Genomic DNA, 15,836 nt, shown 5'->3' with positions numbered 1-15,836 from the left:
CCAAGATTGTCCGAAACTCATTGCAATGAGCAGGAATGTGGGCAGGAATGAGCAGCTTTAGGCGGAACTCTAGGGCAGGAAAAGCAGCTTTGGCATTGCTGCACAGCCGTTTTCGAATACCAGCGCACGGCCTATGGGTGCTCTAGACTCGCCCGGTTACATGATCACACCAGGGCCTGGTCGGCTTGTGGAACAGCTAGGAAGGGTGGCCAATGACGAATCGTAGCGGCTCTGAGAACCGCAGACGCAACATCGTTCTGCACATACGGGTTGATGAGACCGAAAAGAAGTTAATTGACCGAGCCGCAAAAAGTCGGGGACTGAGCATTCCAGAACTACTTCGCCGCAGCGCCTTTCGCAGCATCGCAGGCAGTCAGAGATCTACGCCTCGGGAGTAGTCCATGCGAAGTGCAGCCTCCTCACGCCGTCCAAACAGTGCATCGGCGAGAACCGTTCGCACAGATCACGTAGGCGCCTTACGGGACGATGAGGTCGCGGCGCACCCTCTCGATGTACTCCCTCGTTGTGCACTTGCCGCGAACCACGTCAACGAGAGCCTCGATATCTGCGCGTTCGGGCTGCCAGCCTTCGAGGACATTGTCAGCGACCGCGACAATCACGACCCGACGTTCATCGCTGGTCAGGCCGTCGAAAAGGTCTGGCCATCGTTTCGTCCACGGGGATCCGCTTAACTCGCTTATCCAGCAGATTCTACCCCGCAACGCCCGCTCCCGAGGCTGTGCGTCGAGAAGTTGACCTGCCGCAGTGGGGCCTCGTTTGTTCACACGTCGGGGCGACAAATGTTGAATTTTAACGATTTTCGGAACTAACTCACGAGCGGTGCTAGACGCAGTCAAGGCCGGCGACTTACGTTGCACGCCATGCAAGACCGTATAAAACGGATGAGACGTCACGAGCGCTGGTGGTCGCACTGTTACGCGGCGCGACCCCCAAAGCTGTTCGAGACAAGGCCTCATCTTGGGAACAGCTATCAACTCACCGCATCATTCTGTGTAACAGCGCAACTCCTCGCGACCGGCGGCACCCGCCATTCGAAAGCTCCGGCGCAATGAGCTGGAAGGCCCTGGATTGGGCGACGGAGCTCGACATCGATTCCTCAACAGCGAAATTCATTCTCCTCCTACTCGCCAACAAAGCGGACGAGAACTTTTCCTGTTTTCCGTCGGTAAGCACTCTGATGGCCGAATCCGGCGCCGGCCGAAGCACGGTCCTACGTGCCCTCAAGAAACTTGAAGACGACGGCCTCATTACCCGCAACCCGCAATTCCACGATTCCGGAGCCCGGCGGGCCACTCGCTATTACCTCAATCATCCGCTCGCGCCACACCTGGCTTTAACCCCCCGTCCCGATACGGGACCCCCCCGTCCCGATACGACACCGGCCCCGTCCCAACCGCGGACGGGAGGGGTGTCAAATCGGGACCCCACGGGGGTGTCAAATCGGGACCCCTTGAACCCCACATCCGAACCACCAACCGAACCACGGTCCGACGTCTTAACTGTCATAAAGGCGCTGCCATGGAAAATTAGCCCACCGGACGCCCGCGGTGTCGCACCGGCGCTCGCTGATGCTTTGGCCTCCGGCTGGACAATCGGCGGCCTGGTAGCTCATCTGTCTCGTAATCCGGACGGCATTCGCTACCCGGCGCGGGTTTTAGCTCGTCGGCTCTCGGAACTCCCCGAACCTCCCACGCCGCATGCTCCGGCTTTGGCGTGGTGCGGTGAATGTGAAGATCCGCAATCTCGCACGATCACGGTCACGCTGCCAGACGGAACCGACGCAGCGGCTTTTTGCCCACGATGCAGTACCCAGGGAGCTTTCAAGAGGCCTGCCTCGCCGACACGTTCGAGTGAGAGGAGGTGAATTATGGCGCAAAACAACGTCTTTGATGACCTTCCGCTACTCCTCGCGGTTCCTCGCGCTGCTGCCCTGCTGGGAATCGGCCGCGCGGCCGCTTATAGGCTCGTCGCGTCGGGCGAACTGCCCGTACGCCGGCTTGGCGGTCGTGTCTACGTGGTCACCGCTGGTCTCCAAGAGCTCGTGGCGTCATGAAAGGCTCAGTGCGCAAGCACGGATCGAAGTGGCAATATCGATTCGCGGCCCCGAGAGGGATTCCTCGACCGGCCAATACCCGTGGATAACCAAGGGCGGCTTCGACACTGAGAAGGGGGCGTGGCAAGCCTGCCGCGAAGCGATGCGCGAAGCTGATCGAGGCCGAGTCGTCAAACCGTCCCCGTAATGGCCCTGTTTGTCACTGTGACACTTCTCGCCTAGCCGATTGTCACAGCCTCTCGCAACACATTCCATTTTTGATGGATAAGATTGATTATCCATCTTTTCTCTGTCACGCATCGATGCGTGCCCGACAATCCAGCGCCGGCCTCAGCGCCCACGCCCGCGCGCTCCGGCGATGCTTTAGATCCTGGCGACGCCGAGTTGTTCCCAAGCAGAATGTCCGCATGGCGATAGAGTCGCTGAACTTCCTCACTAGTGCACGCCATATCGAAAGGCTGATGGATGGGCAAGAAGGCCGAGGTCATCGACATCGTCGCCGACGAACTGGCACTGTCGCTTGTGGGATGGCAGGTGGAAGACGCTCAAGCTCGTCTCGTCACCGAGTCTCATGACAGGACTGACCACGAGCAGCAGGTGGCCTTCTCGGCCACCCTCCGCTTTCTTTCTGAGGATTGGAGCGACCGGTTCAAGGACAGCGATGGTGACAACTATGCCCCGGAGGTCTTCCTAACTCTGAACCGGCGCGACACTCCCGCCCCATCGAGTAACTACAGGTGGGTCGTTCTCGAAAAGATCAAGAAGGCCAAAAAGGGCTTGATCCGCGTTTCCGCCCAGAGCGACACCTGGACATGTCACGCGCCGCTAACAGCGAAAAACATTGACCTCCGGCTGACGGCCTACGATCTTGCCGAGGTTTCGGATGTGTACATCAACTCCAAGCTCAGCCTTACCTGTCCGACGACCACGCCGCTCGAAATCATCGTGGTGGAAGAAACCAGCGCCGACGCCCCTCGTACGAAGGTTTTCGTTGCGAACGCCTACGTGTCGAAGGGCGACTACCGTTCGACACTTACGGTGCACACCGAAGGCACCTTCGAATTCGGTAGCGCGGAGGATCTTCTTAAGGCATACCTGGACCAGTGTGCGTGGGAAGATCCGAAATCCACGGTGAAGGACTCCGCGCCATTCCAGGTGAACCTACCGGAGATCAGATTCGAGATCCTGGACGACACCGGGTTCCTTCTCGACGATCGAACTTGCAGGTTCTATGGGCACATCCCGGTCGACGGCCAAGGAAACGTGCCCCGCCGCCAGCCGCGGTGGATCGACCGCAACGTCCTCAACATCAGTGACTTGCCAGGCGATCCGCACCGGGTCGTGGTGCGCGTGACGGATGGCGATGAATGAGTGAGCTGACTCAGCACCTAGCAGCATTGCAGGCACGACTGGTTGACGAGCACAAGCAGGCTCCCGGCCTGTTCGGGGAGATCGCCCGAATGGAAGACCTGCTGGCTGACACCTATCGCAACCGCGTGCCTTACGAGCTGTTACAGAACTCGGACGACGCCGGATCCACCATCGTCACCATAACGGGACTTGGCGACAAGACCTGGTCCTGGGCGAACAATGGCCGACCACTGACCTCGGCAGATGCCGAGGCACTATGCCGAAGTGCGAGCTCAACCAAGCGCCGAGGCGGTGACTCCATCGGATATCGCGGCATCGGGTTCAAGTCCCTCGCCGCGATCGCCTCCCGCATCGACATCCGATCCTCGGACGTGGCTTTCGCCTTCGACCGAAATGTCGCTGCCCTGCTGCTCGGCGAGCAGTCAGCGTCTGCAGTCCCGCTGATCCGGATCCCGTGCGAGATCCGCAGCGCCGATAGGACCGACGGCGCAACCTTCACGATCTCCGGACGCGACGGCGGTGATGCTCCACTGGACGCTATCGACCCCACAAGCCTGCTGTTCCTCCGCCACGTCGACCGCGTCGACATCAACACCCCCGAACGAGCTGTCACCATTAGCGTGGACCGTGACGACTCGGGGGTGACGCTCCACGATCAGGCCGGATCCGCGAGCTTCGGGCTGCTCCAGCATGGGACTGCGATGATCGCCGTTCCTCTCGATGCACGCGCCCAGTCACTGACCGGGCTTCGCGGCCGCCTCGCTTGCGGCCTGCCGCTAGACGATGAGCCGGGACTGCCCGTCGCGGTATCTGGAGACTTGCTGACCGATCCATCGCGCACGCACGCCGTTGTCGGCGATGAGTCGACTCAGCGGGTACTCGCGGACGCCGCCTCCGCCATTGCACATCAACTGAGCACGCCAGAGGCTCCGTTGTCCCAGCGGCTCTGGGAGCTCATCCTGGAAGGCGAGGACCTTCGCTCTCTCTTGGTGTCCTCACATGCAACGGCGAGTAACGCACTACTCACTGCCCTGCAACGCGCGATGACGTCCCGGCCGAAACCCTTCGCCTACTCGCCGCTGCCCTTGACGGCCGACGACGTCACCCGCATCTTCCCTGCAGGTGCACCGGCGGCGCTGTACACGAAGCAGAACCAACCCAGCGCACGCGCACTGAAAGCCGTTCTGGGACTGGACATCCTCGACGTCCAGCAACTCGTCAACGAACCTGTGGTCGAGCAGCTGTCCGACGATCTGATCGCACAACTGGGCGCGCACCTGGGCGAGATGGCCCGTAGCTACGGCAGGCAGCTCACCCCCGCTGAGCAACGCATCGTCGACAGGGCGCCGGTCGCATCGCCGCCCTCCCCACCGATCATCGCCCAGCGCACCGCAGAAGATGCGCACCGAGGAGAGGTTCCCACGGCGGCGGAGCCACTGTCAGACATTGTTTCCCGTTGGCGCACTGCCGAAGTCGCGACCATGGCGTACCTCAACAGCCGCGGCTGGCGCCTCGAAGATGTCAGCGGACAGAACGTCGGGTACGACCTCTCTGGCAGCAACCCTGCCGGAGAGCCCGTGCGAATCGAGGTAAAGAAGGTCGACCACGCGGACGCGCGATTTGCCATGACGAACAACGAGATGTCGTTGATGCTCGCCTCCCCGGGCGGCTACTTGCTTGCGGTTCTCATCGGGGACGGCCGCTACGTCAGGCTCATGCTCATCGACCCCAGCAACGAAGGGCTCCCGAAGGAACGGGTCTGCCGCAGATGGGACTGGGAGTTCACCGATTGGGCACGCTTCGCAACGGTCGTCGACTGACTGATCGCCCAGTCAACCGGCCTCACGCTCCGCCCGAACATCCGTCGGCGCCGAGCTGAAGCAGACCACGCAGTTTTGCGTGAATGCAACGAAGCCCTGAACCGCCGAGCTACCACCAGCACACTGGGCGATCATGGTGACGGCGAAAGCCGCTTGTGTCGAGGGCGCCGAGCACCTAGTTGATGGTGAACAAGGTGATAATTGGCTTGAGGTCGTACTCACCTTTTCGCTTCAGAATCCTTGCGCGACTCGGGGATTGACCCTCATGCCGTGGCGGGTGTGGTCGTGAGTGAAGATCATTCCGTCCACATCAGCAACGACTGTCCAGTCGAGTGCGTGATAGGTCCGGTAATCCAGCCGGACCCCCACATCGATCTCATCCATGTCGCCGCCGCCGAAGTGGAGGCTGCCGGCCGGATTTACCGAGACCAGGTTGCACTGGACTCCCGTCTGAGGGTCGGTGAACCTGCCGACACACGCCACGCTGTCGTTAAGCACCTGACACAGCAAGTGCCGCGATTTGGATTCGAGTATCACGCCGCTATCTCCGTTGGGTCCCATGGGCTTTAATTGCGGCGCCATCGCGAGCGGAGGTGCGGTTCTCATGTAGGGCGTCGGGCCCGTGGCGGTCGGTGACGGCGTCACGGTCGAGGTCGCGGTTGGATGGCGGCGGTACCCAGTCAGAAGTCGTTCGAGATGACCCACCGTGGTTGGTCGCGGCACAGCCTGTCCCATTCAAACCTGTGATCGTCGCGATGCCGATCGCGATCGCGATGCACGCCAGATTTGATTGCAGGCAAAGCTTTTGGTTGCGGCAATCCGGTGAAATGAATTGCAGACCAATCATCAGTTAGCTGTCTGCAGCTTCTTGGCCGCGGCCGCGGCCCTGCGGAGATCGTTCGTTATTACATTCAGGCCGAGCAGATTGACCACGCGGCGAAGGACCTCTTCCTCGGAAACCGCTGCACCGAGCGAAACTCGATGTCGGTACTCCACCATCTCTGCGGGCGGGATGATATCGACGCTACGTGGGCCTCGCTGTCGCGCAATGACTTTCGGCTGGCTGAGCAACCTGTATGTTCTTGGCTTGTTGCCCGGTTGGTTGAGCGGGTTCTCTGAGGTGATGAGTTGCTGTCGTTCAGCTGCTGAGATCGCGCGGTTGACCAGTCGCGTGAATTCTTCGTGCGAATCGCTGCTGTCTGAGCACTTCTTGTAGACCTGGTGGATGCGCCAGCCCATCACCGGGCCCTCGACGGCAACGATCCGCACCACGTTCTTGACCACCCGCTCGAGTGTCACCCCAGCAACAGAAGGCAGCGATTCCGCGAAGACGGGATATGGCTGCAGTCCAACGGGTTGCGCTGCAGCAGCAAGTTGCTCGACGGTAGCCTCGGCTGCGACCTCGTGTTCGCCTGCCGCCAGGCGCTGCGCTGTCAGGCGCCGCGGCCTGTTGGCGTACTTGTCTGATGGTGTGGCCGGCTTCCTCGGAGGTACGGCCGGCCTATCACGTGGGCTGGTCGGCGCCTTCATCAGCTTTGCCGGCGTCGAAACTTGCTCTGCCGGTGTCGGATTAACACGCGGAGCGGGCGGGTAGGACTTCGGTGGTGCGCTCGCGCGACCGTTCGGCGGCGCGGACTGTCCGAAGAGCCGCTCGCGCTCGGATGCGATGATCTCGCGGGCCAGCTCAGCTTCGGAGACGTCGTAGGCTTCGGGAGCGCTTTCGGCGGTGGCGCTCTGGCGCGCGAAGCTCTCGAACAACTCCTTTTTGCGGGCCAGGATCTCTCGCAACCGCAGGTCCACTCCTTCATCGGACAAAAGTCGGTGCACCTGAACGGATTCCAGCTGACCCATACGGTGCGCACGGGCGATGGCTTGCCATTCGGTCGTGGGCTTGACCTGAGGTTCGCAGATGACGACCACAGATGCAGCCTGAATATTCAGACCCACTCCCCCTGCAAGAATCTGGGCGACGAGCACAGCACCTTTCCTGGTAGCAGAGAAGTCGTCGACCATGACCTGACGCTGACTGGCCTGCACCGATCCGGTGAGCGGACCAAACACACGGCCGGGAAGGTGTCGCGCGACCCCTCGCAGAACTTCCAGGAAGTGCGAAAAGACAACGACCCGCCGGCCATTGGACTCTGCCTCGTCGACGATCTCAATCAAGCGTTGCAACTTGGCGGACTTGAGCGCCTGGTTCATGCCGGCTTGGCGCAACGCCATGAAGTTGCCCTGATCCAGCGCGGCGCGGTACGCGGCGAGATCAGCGTCCGACATCGGGATCCACTCCTCGACCTCGACGAGCTCGGGGAGTTCAGTCAAAACGTCTTCTTGATTGCGCCGCAGATACGCGCCAGCCACTTGGCGACGAAACTTGCTGGGCGCATACTCGTTCGCGTCGAGAACCAGGTCGGGGCGCAGGTAGCCGACCAAGTTGCGGAACTCGTCGATTCGGTTCTCCAACGGCGTCCCCGTCAGCAGCACAGCCCGCTCGCAGGAGTCGATCAGCCGAGTAGTTCTCCGCGTTCGTTGGGCTTCAGGATTTTTGATGTAGTGCGCCTCATCGACCACCACGCAGCCCAATTGCGGCATTTCAACGTTGTTCTCGAGCCAGGGCAGCGTCTCAAAGGTCGTGACGGCGACACCGGCGTTGCGGATCCAGTTCTTCGCTGCCCAGTGCCGGTCGGGTCCGTGGAGGCGATGCGCCGCCAACTTCGACTTCGACGAGACCTCGCGGACCCAGTTCGTCACCACCGCAGCCGGGCAGACGACCAGAAAGCTTTGTTGACCTTTGGCGCGCAAGTGCGCCAGCACGGCGATGGCTTCAACCGTCTTCCCCAGACCCATCTCGTCACCGATGATGACCTTGCGCTGGGCCAAAACAAAGCGGGCGCCGAAGCTTTGGTACCCGCGCAGCGATGCCGCAAGATAATCGGTCTTGAGCTCGATCGCCCGGACCGCGTTGACGATGTCTTCCGGGAGGTCCCCGTGGGTCTTTTCTTCATCTTCGGCGATAAAACCGAGCTCAGCCAGCAGCGCGAAATAGTCCGCCGGGTGGGCGACAAAGTCGTCCCAGAGGTCGTCGGACTTGGGCGACGTACCGGCGCCGGCGATGAGCCGTGACCGCTGAAGCAGCGCGTCGAGGCGGGCACTGAACTGCTCAACTGGGCGGTCCGGAGCGCAGAACACAGCCAGGTGCGTCACTGACCGATCGATCGCCTTGGCCAAGGTGGCGAGCTCTTGGGCTGACTGCATCTCGGCTGCACCGCCGGCGTTCTTGCGAAGTTGGTTCCAGATCCGCAGACGCCGCAGCAGTTCAGTCGCTTCGGGCGTGCGTGCCCTGATGTCGATTCGCGCCGGCATTTCGTCGAAGGTCGTCTGCCACAGTGTCTGCGCGGCGCCAAGGATCCGGGCCGCTGTCGTGACTCCGATGCCGGGCAAGTTGTCCAGCCCCGGGAACTGCAGAACCTCGCTCACCGTGGTGATTCCAGCATCGGTCAGAGGTGTGGTGCGGATCTTGTCGCGGGTGGCCTCGCGTAGCCGGTCGACACCCATGTCGGCCATGATCCGGGCGGTCTCGGCGCGCCGCACCCCGTTTCCTGCGTCGACGGCCGCGGCGCGGCATTTCGCCTCTTCGGCGACAACACCCAAGACCCTTCCCGCCGCTTCCACGAAGCCGGGGAACTTGCTGAGAGCGAGTACTTCAGCGGGTTGGCCGAGGTCAGACGTGCGACGGCGCAGACCACCGCGTTCGGACAACGCATCCGAAACGGCGATGCCGCCCAGGGGTTTCGGTTTCTCGGTCGCGACGCGCTCCAGTTCGGCGCGCAGACCGTCACTAATGAATTGCTTGTGATAGCCCCGCAGATAGTCAGCAGCCTTATTTGCAGAATCGCGAGTCCCGCTGCCGGAAAAGAACCGCCGAACGCCAATAACCGCTTGCACGTCATGAACCGACCCGGCTACGTTAGCGGTCAAGTTAGCGAGTTGCTTCCGGAAGTTGTCCGAGGTTTTCGGCAGCCCGTCATACCTGGCAATGTCTTCGAGTCGCTCGGTGTCGGTTGCGCGAAGTGGCATCACCCGCCAGGCAGTCTGGCCGTCCTCAGGGACCTCCACGACAGCGTCGCGAAGTGCGTTTTTCGCAGCGACGGATGCGTTGGCGACCTTAGCGCGTTCAGCGCGAACACGGCTTGCGGTGTCGATCCAGCCAGTAACCTCATGCGTGATGTCACGGAGTTGCTGGCGTTCGTCGCGTTTCATGGATCCTATGGGTTGGCGGCGGGATTGCAGCGAACGTTAATCGACTGGTCCGACGGGCGCACATAGACCCTGACGTCGGTGGGGGCGATTAGCTTGGTGCATCGATCTATTGGGGAGACATCATGCTGCTAGAAGAACTCAAGCCCGGCTTGCGTATTGACGGGGTGATTCCAGCCCAGGTCATCACGGTGATTTTCGCTCAATGGCATGGGACCGACGCGCTGGAGCTGACATACAAGACCAACGACGGTGTTCTTGGTCAGCAGGTTGTGTTCCGGAAGGACCAAGACAACCTCACCGTCGCCCAGACCGGCAGCCGTCCGTTCGACGCCAGCGCGTCGGACTTCAAGCTGGTCGCCGAGGCCCAGCGGATCACGTTGGCCGGCCTGTTTGATCCGATGCTGGCCGTGGCCACCAGCGATGTGCGCCCGCTCCCTCATCAGATCCGCGCGGTCTACGGCGAGCTGCTCCCCCGCACTCCCCTGCGGTTCCTGCTCGCTGATGACCCGGGCGCCGGCAAGACCATCATGGCCGGCCTCTACATCAAGGAGCTGCTGCTGCGCGACGACGTCCGCCAATGCCTGATCGTGGCTCCCGGCGGTCTGGTCGAGCAGTGGCAAGACGAGTTGTTCTTCAAATTCGGGCTGCGATTCGACCTGCTCACCAATCAGCTGATCGACGCCAATGTCAACCTCAACGTCTTCGAAACCAACCCGCTGTTGATCGCGCGGATGGATCAGCTGTCCCGAAACGAGGAGTTGCAAGCGCAGCTCAAGGAGACCGAGTGGGATCTGGTCGTCGTCGACGAGGCTCACCGCATGGGCGCGCACTACTTCGGCGGCAAGCTGGAAAAGACCAAACGTTTCCAGCTCGGCGAGTTGCTCGGCACCATCACCCGCCACCTGTTGCTGATGACCGCGACCCCCCATTCCGGGAAGGAAGAGGACTTTCAGCTTTTCCTGACGTTGCTCGATCGCGACCGCTTCGAAGGCAAGAACACCAAGACGGCCGACACCACCGGCATCATGCGTCGCATGATCAAGGAAGATTTGCTGACCTTCGACGGCAAGAAACTGTTCCCTGAGCGCCGCGCCGAAACCGTGCCCTATGAGCTAACGGAGTTGGAGTACGCGCTCTACGCGCAGGTCACCGACTACGTGCGCGAGGGCATGAACCGGGCCGACCGCGTCGGCGGCAAACGTAAGAACACCGTCGGGTTCGCACTGACTGTGCTGCAGCGCCGGCTGGCCTCCAGCCCCGAAGCCATTTACAGGAGCCTGGTCCGGCGTACCGAGCGTCTCGAACGCAAGAAGCAGGAAATCCTCAACGGCACCTACACCGAAAAAGAGCCCACCGTCGACTTCGAGGGCCTCGACGGCGACGACTACAACGCCGAACAGATCGAGGAGCTCGAAGAAGAGCTGCTTGACGCCGCTACCGCGGCACAAACCGTGGGCGAACTCGACACTGAACTCCTCGAGCTCGCCGAGCTGACCAAGCTCGCCAAGCAGGTCCGCGACTCCGGCACCGACCGCAAATGGACGGAGCTGAGCAAAATCTTGCAAGACGAAGCCTTGACCGTGGACGGAAACGGATGGCCGCGCAAACTCATCATCTTCACTGAGCACCGCGACACCCTCGATTATTTGGCTAGCAGGATCCGCTCCCTTCTCGGCAAACCCGCTGCCGTGCAAGCGATTCACGGCGGTGTGCGACGCAAGGAGCGGCGGATGATCACCGAAGAGTTCACCAAAAATCGGGACTGCCAGATCCTGCTGGCCACCGACGCCGCCGGCGAAGGCCTCAACCTGCAAGCCGCTCACCTGATGGTCAACTACGACCTGCCATGGAACCCCAACCGTATCGAGCAACGCTTCGGTCGCATCCACCGCATCGGTCAACAAGAGGTATGCCGGCTGTGGAACATCCTTGCGAGCAACACCCGTGAAGGTGACGTCTTCGCCCGGCTGCTATCCAAGATCGAAGAGCAGCGAAAGGCCTACGGCGGCAAGGTCTTCGACGTGCTTGGAGAAGCGTTCAGCGAAACACCGTTGCGGGACTTGCTCCTTGAGGCGATCCGCTACGGCGAGCGGGACGACGTGAAGGCCAGGATGCATGAAGTCATTGATCACCAAGTGGCAGAGGGTCTAAAAGAACTGCTCGACGAGCGAGCACTGGCTTCGGATCATCTCGCCGACGCCGACCTGGCCAAGCTGCGCGCAGCAATGGATGAGGCGCGGGCACGGCGACTGCAACCGCACTACATCGAGCTGGCCTTCAAGGCCGCGTTCACCCGACTCGGCGGCCGCATCGCCAAACGAGAACGCGGACGCTACGAAATCGCCAACGTCCCAGCGCAAATACGCGCCAGCAAGTTCCAGCCGATCGCCACCAAATACGACCGTGTTGCCTTCGACCTCGAGTACGTCCAGTACGAAGAGTCAGCACGCGCCGACCTGCTCGCTCCCGGGCATCCACTGCACGACGCCGTCATGGACGAGGCGATTCGCCACCTCGGCGGCACGCTCAACAACGGGACCGTGCTGGTATCGGCCACGCTGGAGGAGCCCCATCTTTTGGTCGGCGTCGTCGAGGAAGTCGCCGACGCTACCGGCGCCGCGGTATCGCGCCGGTTCGGCTACGCCTACGTGGACAGCGTCGGCACGGTCTCTCCCGCCGGGCCAGCACCATATTTGGACTGTGTCGCTGCGCCCGAGACATCAGCTGTTGCAGCCGCCCGTCGACTTGGCTGGCTTGCCGACGCCGAGGATCGCGCCACGAGCTGGATCATCACCACTCAGCTGCCGAAGTACCTCGCCGAGGTTAAGCCGCGCCGGGCAGCCGAGCTTGGCAAAGCCCGAGCGCTGGTGGTCAAACGCCTTGAAGGGGAACGTGATCGGCTGCTCCTCGACGCTGCGGTGGCCTCCGAGAAAGAACGGGCCGGCGATAAACCCAAAGAGTCGGCTGAGAGCCTCAACCGTAAAGCCGTCGAGCTCGATGCGCGGTTACAGCGACGGCTGGCGCAGCTCGATAAGCAGGCGCTGATGTCAACCAAGCCACCCCGCATCGTGACCGCCGCGCTCGTGCTGCCAGTCGCCTTGGTCGATGGCGACCTGCCGGCGTCTGCGCCGATACATGCCAAAGAAACCAAAGAGGTCGAACGGCGCGGCGTCGAGCTCGTCATGGCGACCGAACGAGCCTTGGGACGTGCGCCGGTCGAACAATCCTTCACCAACAAGGGATTCGACATTCTGTCCTGCGATGCCAGCGGGGACACCTACCGCATCGAGGTCAAAGCCAGACTGGCTGGAGCCACTGACTTTTTCGTCACCCATAACGAAGTGATACTCGGCAAGAACGCCGCACCTCGCTACCGGCTGGCCTTGGTCAAGGTCGATCCTCAGGGCCCCAAGCACGACGAGACCCGTTACGTCGCCGACCCGTTCGCGTCAACCGACCTTGGGGACTTCGACGCCACCGGCGTTCGTGGTGATTGGAACAAGACGTGGAACAAAGGAATTGAGCCGTTTTGATGACAACCGACACGCCTGCGCAGAAGCGAAAGTTGATTGAGGTCGCGCTTCCGCTAGAAGCAATCAACCGGGAATCTGCGCGCGAGAAGTCGATCCGCCACGGCCATCCCTCCACATTGCATCTCTGGTGGGCGAGGAGGCCCCTAGCCGCGGCGCGGGCGGTTCTGTTCGCTCAACTCGTCGACGACCCGTCGTCGCATCCCGATGAATTCCCAACTGAGGAGCTACAACGCAAAGAACGTGAACGGTTACACAAGCTCATCGAGCGTCTGGTGGTTTGGGAAAACATTCGCGATGAGAAGCTTTTTGCTGAGGCGCATGCCGAGATCCTAAAGTCCACTGGCGGCAATCCTCCACCAATCCTCGATCCATTCGCCGGCGGAGGAACCATCCCGCTGGAGGCACAGCGACTCGGCCTGCAGGTGTACGCCTCTGATCTTAATCCTGTTGCGGTGCTTATCAATAAGGCCCTGATTGAGATACCACCTAAATTCCGCGGTCAACCGCCATCGTTCCCTGGCCTTGCCGACTCACAGATCCGCCAGTGGAAGGGCGCTGCGGGGCTCGCTGAGGACGTTCGAGCGTATGGCGGCTGGATGCGAGACGAAGCCGAAAAGCAGATCGGACACCTTTACCCCAAAGCCGTGCTCACGGACGGCTCGAATGCCGCGGTCGTCGCCTGGATCTGGACTCGAACTGTTACGTGCCCCAACCCTGCCTGCGGCATCGAGATGCCCTTGCTTCGGTCGTGGTGGCTCAGTAAGAAGAAAGGCGGCGAAGCGTACGTCTTGCCGTCAATCGTCACCGATCCGGCTCACCCATCCGGGCAACGGGTCGCGTTTCGTATCGGCGGTGACGGGAAGATGGATAAGCCGTTTTCTGTCGTCGATGGAACAGTGGGGCGGACCGGCGCCCGCTGCATCGCCTGCCAGTCCGCTGTCCCGTTGAGCTACATTCGCAGTGAAGGCCGCGGGAAGCGGATCGGCAGGCTGATGATGGCGGTCGTTGCAGAAAGCGGACGGCGGCGCGTATTTCTTCCGCCGTCCGCCGAACAGGTGGCCGCTGCGAACGTTGAGCCGCCGGCGGAAACTATCACCGGCTCGCTCGGTTTCTACCCGAGGGACCTCAAGGCTCCGACTTACGGACTAACGGAATTCACGGATCTATTTACCGCCCGGCAACTGAACGCGCTCACGACCTTGAGCGACCTCGTCGCGAAGGCACGTGAGCGCGTCGAGGCAGATTCAGCATCGAAAACCTATGCCGATGCAGTCGCGACTTACTTGGGTCTCGGCGTTAGTCGGTTGACCGATATCGCCAATGCGCTATGCCGGTGGGAGAATACAAAAACGCAGGTGCGAAATCTTTTCACGCGCCAAGCAATTCCGATGCTTTGGGACTTTGCCGAGGCACCTCCATTTGGCAAGGCGGCGGGCTCGTTCGAAGTAAGTCTTGGCAATCTCGCCAACGCGATTGTCGATGCTGGCGGACCGCCGGCGGTTGCAGAACAGGGCGATGCTTCCAGCCGATCGTATGCGGGTGCGCTCGTCAGCACCGATCCGCCCTATTACGACAACATTGGCTATTCAGACCTTTCGGACTTCTTCTACGTATGGCTGCGAAGAACGCTTCGGCCGGTTTATCCCGATTTGCTCTCAACAATGCTGGTCCCAAAGGCAGAGGAGCTCGTCGCGAACGCTTATCGCCATGACGGTGCAGCTGGCGCGAAGCAGTTCTTCGAGGCAGGATTTCGTCGGGTGTTCGCGCGTATCCGCGAGACGGCGCTCGTGGACTTCCCCATCACCGTCTACTACGCCTTCAAACAGTCCGAGTCAGATGACTTTGGCGAGTCGTCGACCGGCTGGGAGACTCTCCTTGAGGGGATGATCCAAGCAGGATGGGAGATAACCTCAACCTGGCCGATGCGCAGCGAGCTGGCGAACCGGATGATGGCCAGCGGAATGAATGCGCTCGCTTCATCGATCGTATTGTCACTCCGACCCCGTTCCGAGGTGGCCCCGACCACCGACCGTAGGGGTTTCATCGGCGCGCTCGAGGCTGAGTTGCCGACTGCTCTTCGTCAACTGCAGCAGGGATTGATTGCGCCGGTGGATCTTCCGCAGGCAGCAATCGGCCCAGGTATGGCGGTTTTCAGTCGCTATGCAGCGGTACTTGAGCCGGATGGATCGAGCATGGCGGTGCGCTCGGCACTGGCACGCATCAACGAAATTCTCGACCAAGTATTAAATGAGCAGGAAGGTGACTTTGACTCGACCTCTCGCTTCGCCATCGCTTGGTATCGTCAACACGGTTACGGCGTCGGGAAGTTCGGCGATGCCGATAACCTCGCGCGGGCGCGGAACACGAGCGTCGACGTCATGGACCGCGACGGGGTTCTGACTTCTCGCGCGAACAAGGTACAGCTGATCAAGCCCGCCGACCTAGCCGCGCACTATGACGTGGTTGCCGACCCCCGCACGAGCAATTGGGAAGCACTCCACCACCTAATTAGGGTGCTCGAGGATGGCGGTATAGCACCAGCGGGGGACTTCCTGCGCGCTGCAGTGAGTCGCCCCGACGGCGCTGTCGATAGCGACCTCGTCAAAGAACTCGCCCACCTCTTGTTCCGGATCGCCGAGGGCAGCGGCTGGACCATGGATGCGTTGAGCTTCAACAACCTAGTTACCAGTTGGCCAGAGATCCTAGACGTCGCGCGCGCCGAGGCTCCAACAGTAAGCCCGCAGAGCACCTTCGACTTCGACGAGGAGGACGACTGAC

General features: G+C 61.4%; 10 protein-coding genes. 7 read left to right on the top strand and 3 right to left on the bottom strand.

What is annotated here, in order from left to right:
- Window positions 1-212 precede the first annotated feature (212 nt).
- Window positions 213-398 (top strand): plasmid mobilization protein, encoded by a 186-nt coding sequence (locus M5I08_RS26470; protein WP_219068420.1) that lies wholly within the window; start codon window positions 213-215, stop codon window positions 396-398.
- A gap of 78 nt (window positions 399-476) precedes the next feature.
- On the opposite strand, the gene M5I08_RS02490 is transcribed toward M5I08_RS26470, so the two are convergent.
- The gene (locus M5I08_RS02490) at window positions 477-620 is read right to left on the bottom strand and encodes an antitoxin VbhA family protein (protein ID WP_219068419.1); all 144 of its coding nucleotides are present in this window, start codon (window positions 618-620) and stop codon (window positions 477-479) included.
- Window positions 621-1,069: 449 nt separating this feature from the next.
- Here M5I08_RS02490 and M5I08_RS02485 point away from each other — a divergent pair, with 449 nt between their 5' ends.
- The 4 genes from M5I08_RS02485 to M5I08_RS02475 all read left to right on the top strand — a co-directional run bounded on the left by M5I08_RS02485 (window position 1,070) and on the right by M5I08_RS02475 (window position 5,265).
- A complete protein-coding gene (locus M5I08_RS02485; RefSeq protein ID WP_219068418.1) occupies window positions 1,070-1,885 on the top strand; it encodes a helix-turn-helix domain-containing protein in 816 nt (271 codons plus the stop codon).
- A gap of 3 nt (window positions 1,886-1,888) precedes the next feature.
- A complete protein-coding gene (locus M5I08_RS26465; RefSeq protein ID WP_255564726.1) occupies window positions 1,889-2,074 on the top strand; it encodes a helix-turn-helix domain-containing protein in 186 nt (61 codons plus the stop codon).
- A gap of 465 nt (window positions 2,075-2,539) precedes the next feature.
- Window positions 2,540-3,445, top strand: coding sequence for a hypothetical protein (locus tag M5I08_RS02480; RefSeq protein ID WP_219068417.1), 906 nt, complete (start codon window positions 2,540-2,542; stop codon window positions 3,443-3,445).
- Window positions 3,442-5,265, top strand: a complete 1,824-nt coding sequence (locus M5I08_RS02475) for a sacsin N-terminal ATP-binding-like domain-containing protein (protein WP_219068416.1) — start codon at window positions 3,442-3,444, stop codon at window positions 5,263-5,265. The genes M5I08_RS02480 and M5I08_RS02475 overlap by 4 nt, the downstream gene beginning before the upstream one ends.
- 231 nt (window positions 5,266-5,496) lie before the next feature.
- Here the strand turns inward: M5I08_RS02475 and M5I08_RS02470 are convergent, their stop codons facing one another.
- Together M5I08_RS02470 and M5I08_RS02465 are read right to left on the bottom strand one after the other, a co-directional pair.
- On the bottom strand, window positions 5,497-5,802 hold the full coding sequence (locus M5I08_RS02470) for a hypothetical protein (RefSeq protein ID WP_219068415.1): 306 nt from the start codon (window positions 5,800-5,802) through the stop codon (window positions 5,497-5,499).
- Window positions 5,803-6,111: 309 nt separating this feature from the next.
- A complete protein-coding gene (locus tag M5I08_RS02465) occupies window positions 6,112-9,525 on the bottom strand; it encodes a DEAD/DEAH box helicase (RefSeq protein WP_219068414.1) in 3,414 nt (1,137 codons plus the stop codon).
- Between the two features lie 122 nt (window positions 9,526-9,647).
- On the opposite strand from M5I08_RS02465, the gene M5I08_RS02460 reads away from it, so the two are divergent.
- Window positions 9,648-13,058: a helicase-related protein gene (locus M5I08_RS02460; protein WP_219068413.1), complete on the top strand. Its 3,411-nt coding sequence runs from the start codon at window positions 9,648-9,650 to the stop codon at window positions 13,056-13,058.
- Window positions 13,058-15,835 carry a DUF1156 domain-containing protein gene (locus M5I08_RS02455; protein ID WP_219068440.1) on the top strand — a complete coding sequence of 926 codons (2,778 nt, stop codon included), beginning with the start codon at window positions 13,058-13,060 and terminating at the stop codon, window positions 15,833-15,835. Before M5I08_RS02460 ends, M5I08_RS02455 begins: the two co-directional genes overlap by 1 nt.
- Window position 15,836: the final 1 nt, after the last annotated feature.

The sequence above is a fragment of the Candidatus Mycobacterium methanotrophicum genome (genome assembly GCF_023515995.1).
In the GTDB taxonomy this organism is placed as follows: Bacteria; Actinomycetota; Actinomycetes; order Mycobacteriales; family Mycobacteriaceae; genus Mycobacterium; species Mycobacterium methanotrophicum.
Note: the sequence above shows the minus strand (reverse complement) of the source record. Positions and strands in the feature narration are given on the sequence as shown.

What these genes read in the sequence shown, in the direction of transcription:
- M5I08_RS26470 (WP_219068420.1), top strand. Translation starts at nt 213, where the DNA reads ATGACGAATCGTAGCGGCTCTGAGAACCGCAGACGCAACATCGTTCTG.
- M5I08_RS02485 (WP_219068418.1), top strand. Translation starts at nt 1,070, where the DNA reads ATGAGCTGGAAGGCCCTGGATTGGGCGACGGAGCTCGACATCGATTCC.
- M5I08_RS26465 (WP_255564726.1), top strand. Translation starts at nt 1,889, where the DNA reads ATGGCGCAAAACAACGTCTTTGATGACCTTCCGCTACTCCTCGCGGTT.
- M5I08_RS02480 (WP_219068417.1), top strand. Translation starts at nt 2,540, where the DNA reads ATGGGCAAGAAGGCCGAGGTCATCGACATCGTCGCCGACGAACTGGCA.
- M5I08_RS02475 (WP_219068416.1), top strand. Translation starts at nt 3,442, where the DNA reads ATGAGTGAGCTGACTCAGCACCTAGCAGCATTGCAGGCACGACTGGTT.
- M5I08_RS02465 (WP_219068414.1), bottom strand. Translation starts at nt 9,525, where the DNA reads ATGAAACGCGACGAACGCCAGCAACTCCGTGACATCACGCATGAGGTT.
- M5I08_RS02460 (WP_219068413.1), top strand. Translation starts at nt 9,648, where the DNA reads ATGCTGCTAGAAGAACTCAAGCCCGGCTTGCGTATTGACGGGGTGATT.
- M5I08_RS02455 (WP_219068440.1), top strand. Translation starts at nt 13,058, where the DNA reads ATGACAACCGACACGCCTGCGCAGAAGCGAAAGTTGATTGAGGTCGCG.